The 4,855-nt window shown below is 63.5% G+C and carries 6 protein-coding genes and 3 pseudogenes; all 9 read right to left on the reverse strand.

The window, feature by feature from the left end; genetic code table 11:
- Positions 1–148 precede the first annotated feature (148 nt).
- Positions 149–532 carry a hypothetical protein gene (locus JCM19049_RS22455; protein WP_306420744.1) on the reverse strand — a complete coding sequence of 128 codons (384 nt, stop codon included), beginning with the start codon at positions 530–532 and terminating at the stop codon, positions 149–151.
- A gap of 58 nt (positions 533–590) precedes the next feature.
- On the reverse strand, positions 591–857 hold the full coding sequence (locus tag JCM19049_RS22460; protein WP_306420745.1) for a hypothetical protein: 267 nt from the start codon (positions 855–857) through the stop codon (positions 591–593).
- A 195-nt stretch (positions 858–1,052) separates the two neighbouring features.
- A pseudogene (rplQ, locus tag JCM19049_RS08185) lies at positions 1,053–1,498 on the reverse strand (50S ribosomal protein L17); the annotation flags it as partial.
- Positions 1,499–1,581: 83 nt separating this feature from the next.
- Positions 1,582–2,589: a DNA-directed RNA polymerase subunit alpha gene (locus tag JCM19049_RS08190; protein ID WP_054821340.1), complete on the reverse strand. Its 1,008-nt coding sequence runs from the start codon at positions 2,587–2,589 to the stop codon at positions 1,582–1,584.
- Between the two features lie 155 nt (positions 2,590–2,744).
- Positions 2,745–3,066: pseudogene (rpsK, locus tag JCM19049_RS08195) on the reverse strand (30S ribosomal protein S11).
- A gap of 121 nt (positions 3,067–3,187) precedes the next feature.
- Entirely contained in the window at positions 3,188–3,562 is a 375-nt protein-coding gene (gene rpsM, locus JCM19049_RS08200; protein ID WP_054821342.1) for a 30S ribosomal protein S13, read from the reverse strand.
- A gap of 148 nt (positions 3,563–3,710) precedes the next feature.
- Positions 3,711–3,824, reverse strand: a complete 114-nt coding sequence (gene rpmJ / locus JCM19049_RS19515) for a 50S ribosomal protein L36 (protein ID WP_138177229.1) — start codon at positions 3,822–3,824, stop codon at positions 3,711–3,713.
- A gap of 132 nt (positions 3,825–3,956) precedes the next feature.
- Positions 3,957–4,178, reverse strand: a complete 222-nt coding sequence (gene infA / locus JCM19049_RS08205; protein ID WP_054821343.1) for a translation initiation factor IF-1 — start codon at positions 4,176–4,178, stop codon at positions 3,957–3,959.
- Between the two features lie 217 nt (positions 4,179–4,395).
- Positions 4,396–4,855 (reverse strand): annotated as a pseudogene (locus JCM19049_RS08210) (M24 family metallopeptidase); the annotation flags it as partial.

Genomic DNA, 4,855 nt, shown 5'->3' on the forward strand with positions numbered 1-4,855 from the left:
AGCACTGCCGGCCTGCGGTAGCGCACCTCCTCCAGGACCAGGCGCGGGGTGGGCCAGTTTCGTCTTCGAATCGCGCACCATGGCCTGCAGCCGGTCGGCGAGGAAGCCTGGGTTTCCCGCCCGTCCCCCACCATCAGCGCGGCCCCGATCAGGCGCGCACCATGTTGTGGCAGAAGGCGTCCGCGACCAGGTGGGCGGTGATGATCCCGTCTCCGCCCCTGGTAAAGGAGAACTCCTGTAGGGTGCGGATGGTGGTGGCATCGGGGCGGGGCTTGCAGTAGGAGAGGAAGTCGTGGCGGCCCAGCACGCTGCGCGCCTCGGCGTCCATCAGCTGCACATCCAGTTCCTCTCGGTGCCACATGGTGAACTGCCGGGTCAGTGGGTCCCAGCGGTGCAGCCCGTCCGCAATGCGGTAGGAGTAGCGGCGCTGCAGGGCCGAGAAGCGGGCGTCAAAGCCCGGCTCGGCCACGGCCGCGTCATGGATGAGCACGGCCCCCTCCTGACTGGCCAGGATCCCGTTCAGCCGGCGCACCAGCGCCTGGCGGGGCTCAGCGGTGAGCGCCGCGGCAGCGCCTCGTATTCGGTGGGGGTCAAATCAAAGTGGACCATCTGGTTCCGGGCGTGCACCCCGCGTCGGTGCGCCCGGCCACAACCACCCGGACCTGGCGGCGCACCAGGGTGGCCAGCCCCTCCTCGATCAGCTGCTGGACCCCGAGCACGTTTGGCTGCCGGGCCCACCCGTGAAACTGGGAGCCGTCATAGCCCAGGCGCATCCGCATCCGCACCGTGGCCGGTTCGCTGGAACCGGACGCCACGGTGGCGCCCAGCGGGTGGGTTTCGGGTGCTGGGGTGCTCATGGGTTCCATTATCCAATCTGTGTCCGGCGTCCTGCCAAATCCGGTGGTGGTCCCGCCCGCCGTTGCAGGCAAGCGCAGGAACCTTGGGATGGGCAGCGGGCTTTGGCGGGCGTTTAAGCACCGAACCCCGGAAGCATGCGCTTCCGGGGTTCGGTCACCGAGGTGGCCCGTGCGTGCGGGCCGTGGGCCTTAGGCCTCTTCGGTGGCCTCAGGGGCGGCGTTCTCGGCAGCCTTTTCGGCTTCCTTCACGACGGCCTGCTTCGGCGAAACCGGCTCCATGACCAGTTCGATGACAGCCATCGGGGCGTTGTCGCCCTTGCGGTTGCCGATCTTGGTGATGCGGGTGTAGCCGCCTTCACGGTTGGCCATCACCGGGGCGATGTTCTCGAACAGCTCGTGAACGATCGACTTGTTGGTGCGGCTGCGCGATGCGATCACGGACTGCACGCGACGACGCGAGGCCAGGTCTCCGCGCTTGGCGAAGGTGATCAGGCGCTCGGCGTGCGGGGCCAGGCGCTTGGCGCGGTTCAGGGTGGTGGTGATCTGCTTGTTCTCGAACAGCTGGGCAGACAGGTTGGCGAGGATCAGTCGCTCGTGAGCTGCGCTGCCGCCGAGACGCGGACCTTGGTGGGGGTTGGCATTGGTGTTCTCCTAGATGAATAATCCTGCGCTCCCGGCCCTTAGGCCGGAACCCGGATGAAGTTATTTGTCGCCAGAGCGGTGCCTAGAGGCTGCCGTCGCCGTAGACATCCTCGCCGTCTTCCATGGCGGCACGGCTGCCCATGTCGAACCCTGGAGGGGAATCCTTCAGGGACAGGCCGAGGTCTACAAGCTTTGCCTTGACTTCGTCAATGGACTTGGCACCGAAGTTGCGGATGTCCATCAGGTCGGCCTCCGAACGCGTGACCAGTTCACCCACGGAGTGGATGCCCTCGCGCTTCAGGCAGTTGTAGGAACGCACGGTCAGTTCCAGGTCCTCGATCGGCAGCGCCATGTCGGCAGCCAGGGCTGCGTCGGTTGGCGACGGGCCGATCTCGATTCCCTCGGCTGCGGTGTTCAGCTCGCGGAACAGGCCGAACAGCTCCACCAGGGTGGTGCCGGCCGATGCCACGGCGTCGCGCGGGGAAATCGACTCCTTGGTCTCCACATCAACGATCAGGCGATCGAAGTCGGTGCGCTGCTCAACACGGGTGGCCTCCACGCGGAAGGTCACCTTCAGCACCGGCGAGTAGATCGAGTCGACCGGGATCCGGCCAATCTCGCTGTCGGCGCTCTTGTTCTGGGCGGCGGACACGTAGCCACGGCCACGCTCAATGGTCAGTTCCATGTCGAACTTGCCGTTGGCGTTCAGGGTGGCGATGTGCAGATCTGGATTGTGGAACTCAACACCGGCAGGCGGGGTGATGTCCGCTGCGGTGACGACGCCGGGGCCCTGCTTGCGCAGGTAAGCGACGACCGGTTCATCGTGCTCGGAGGACACGGACAGGTTCTTGATGTTCAGAACCAGTTCGGTGACGTCTTCCTTCACACCGGCTACGGTGGAGAACTCGTGCAGTACGCCGTCGATGCGAACGCTGGTGACGGAGGCACCAGGGATCGAGGACAGCAGGGTACGGCGAAGCGAGTTACCTAGGGTGTAGCCAAAGCCCGGCTCCAGCGGTTCGATGACGAACCGGGAGCGATTCTCGGAAACAACTTCTTCGGTCAGGGTTGGGCGCTGCGTAATGAGCACTTACATTTCCTTTCGGCGAGCGTCCGCTATATGACGCAACACGGGGGTGGAAACGACGGTAGCCTCTGCGGCGTACGTCTGTTGCAGGTGTGAGGCCTGGAAGCCGGCCATCGCCGGGGCGGGGGCGGCTTCCAGGTCTCTTCCTGACGGCTGAGTTAGACGCGGCGACGCTTTGGCGGGCGGCAACCGTTGTGTGCGCTCGGGGAAACGTCCTGGATGGACCCAACCTCAAGGCCGGCGGCCTGCAGCGAGCGGATCGCGGTTTCGCGTCCCGAGCCCGGGCCTTGACGAAAACGTCAACCTTGCGCATGCCGTGCTCCTGGGCACGCTTGGCAGCCTGCTCGGCGGCCATCTGTGCGGCGTACGGGGTCGACTTGCGCGAACCTTCATGCCAACCTCACCGGCCGAGGCCCACGAGATCACAGCACCGGTCGGGTCGGTAATCGACACGATGGTGTTGTTGAAGGTGCTCTTGATGTGCGCCTGGCCCAGCGCGATATTCTTTTTGTCCTTGCGACGCGGCTTACGCACCGCTCCACGAGTCTTTGGGGGCATTTCTTCTCCTACGAAAAAGTTTTTGGATCTAGACCGCTAGGAATTAGCGGGTCTTCTTCTTACCGGCGACGGTACGCTTCGGGCCCTTGCGGGTACGGGCGTTGGTCTTGGTGCGCTGACCGTGAACCGGCAGACCCTTGCGGTGGCGAATACCTTCGTAGGATCCGATTTCGACCTTGCGGCGGATGTCGGCCTGAACCTCGCGGCGCAGGTCACCTTCCACCTGGTAGGTGCCTTCGATGAAGTCACGCAGCTGAACCAGCTCAGCGTCGGTGAGATCCTTCACGCGAGTATCCGGGTTGATTCCGGTTGCTGCGATGGTCTCTTCTGCACGGGTCCTGCCCACGCCGTAGATGTAAGTCAACGCGATGATCACGCGCTTTTCGCGTGGGATGTCCACGCCTGCTAAACGAGCCATAAGTGGCTACCTTTCAACGTTCGGAGGTCTTCAGCAGCACCTTCCCACCGAAGTGGTCCCCAGCCTCCGAAACCGGGGGTGTGCATCGCGCGTATTCGATGCGGTGCTGCCATTTCTTGACTACGCGTGGGACAAATCCGTAAGGGATTTAGCCCTGACGCTGCTTGTGGCGTGGGTTCGAGCAGATCACCATAACGCGACCATTGCGGCGAATCACCTTGCAATTGTCGCAGATCGGCTTCACGCTGGGGTTAACCTTCAAGGGTTTACTCCTCTTGCGGTTGCAGTTATTTTTGGAGCGGTAAACAAGCCTGCCTCAAGACAATGCTCAAGCGGCCGTCCGGGTGATCATTCACTGGACGTCCGCAAGATCGCTGTCTCAAAAACTACTGATTTACTTGTAGCGGTAAACGATACGACCTCGGTTGAGATCGTATGGGCTCATTTCTACCTGCACCCGGTCCTCTGGGAGGATTCGAATGTAGTGCTGGCGCATTTTACCCGAGATAGTTGCAAGCACGACGTGCTTGTTGGGCAGTTCGACGCGGAACATTGCGTTCGGCAATGCTTCGGTCACTGTGCCCTCTACCTGGATGACACCTTCCTTCTTGGCCATTTTCCCCGCTAACTTTGGTAGTTGCCGCCGGCGGCGGCAACAAGTAATTGGTTCCGGAAGCCTGTTTCAGTGGTTCCGCGCAGCCCTTGCGAGCTTTTGGGCGCACTTAAATAGACAACCAACAGTCAAGAATACGCCATGGGCGGGCGTGGCGACAAATCGATTCGGCCGCTTAAAGTGTTAGATCCGGCACCTCGGTGCCGGATCCATGCCGCGGTTACGGCTTGATGGGTGAGGGGCTCACGCCGAAGGCTCCAGCCCCGCCGCTCCCCCGTCGTGCGCGGTGAGCACCCAGATCCCGCCCAGGTGCACGGCCACGGTGTGCTCCCACTGGGAGGCGTTCTGCTTGTCGTTGGTAACCACGGTCCAGTCATCATCCAGCACCGAGGTGGCCAGCTTGCCGCGCACCAGCATCGGTTCGATGGCCAGGGCCATACCGGGCTTGACCCGCGGGCCGCGGTGGCCGCTGTTGTAGTTCAGTACGTCCGGGGCCATGTGCATGGCCGAGCCGATGCCGTGCCCGCAGTACTCCTCCAGGATCCCCAGGCGCGGGCCGGGCTGGGCGTGCACGTACTTTTCGATGGCCTCGCCGATCTGCCCGACGAAGCGGGCCTCGGCCAGGGCGGCGATGCCGGCCCACATGGCCTGCTGGGTGATCTCGCTCAGCCGCCGGTCGG

This window comes from Arthrobacter sp. JCM 19049, from assembly GCF_001310435.1.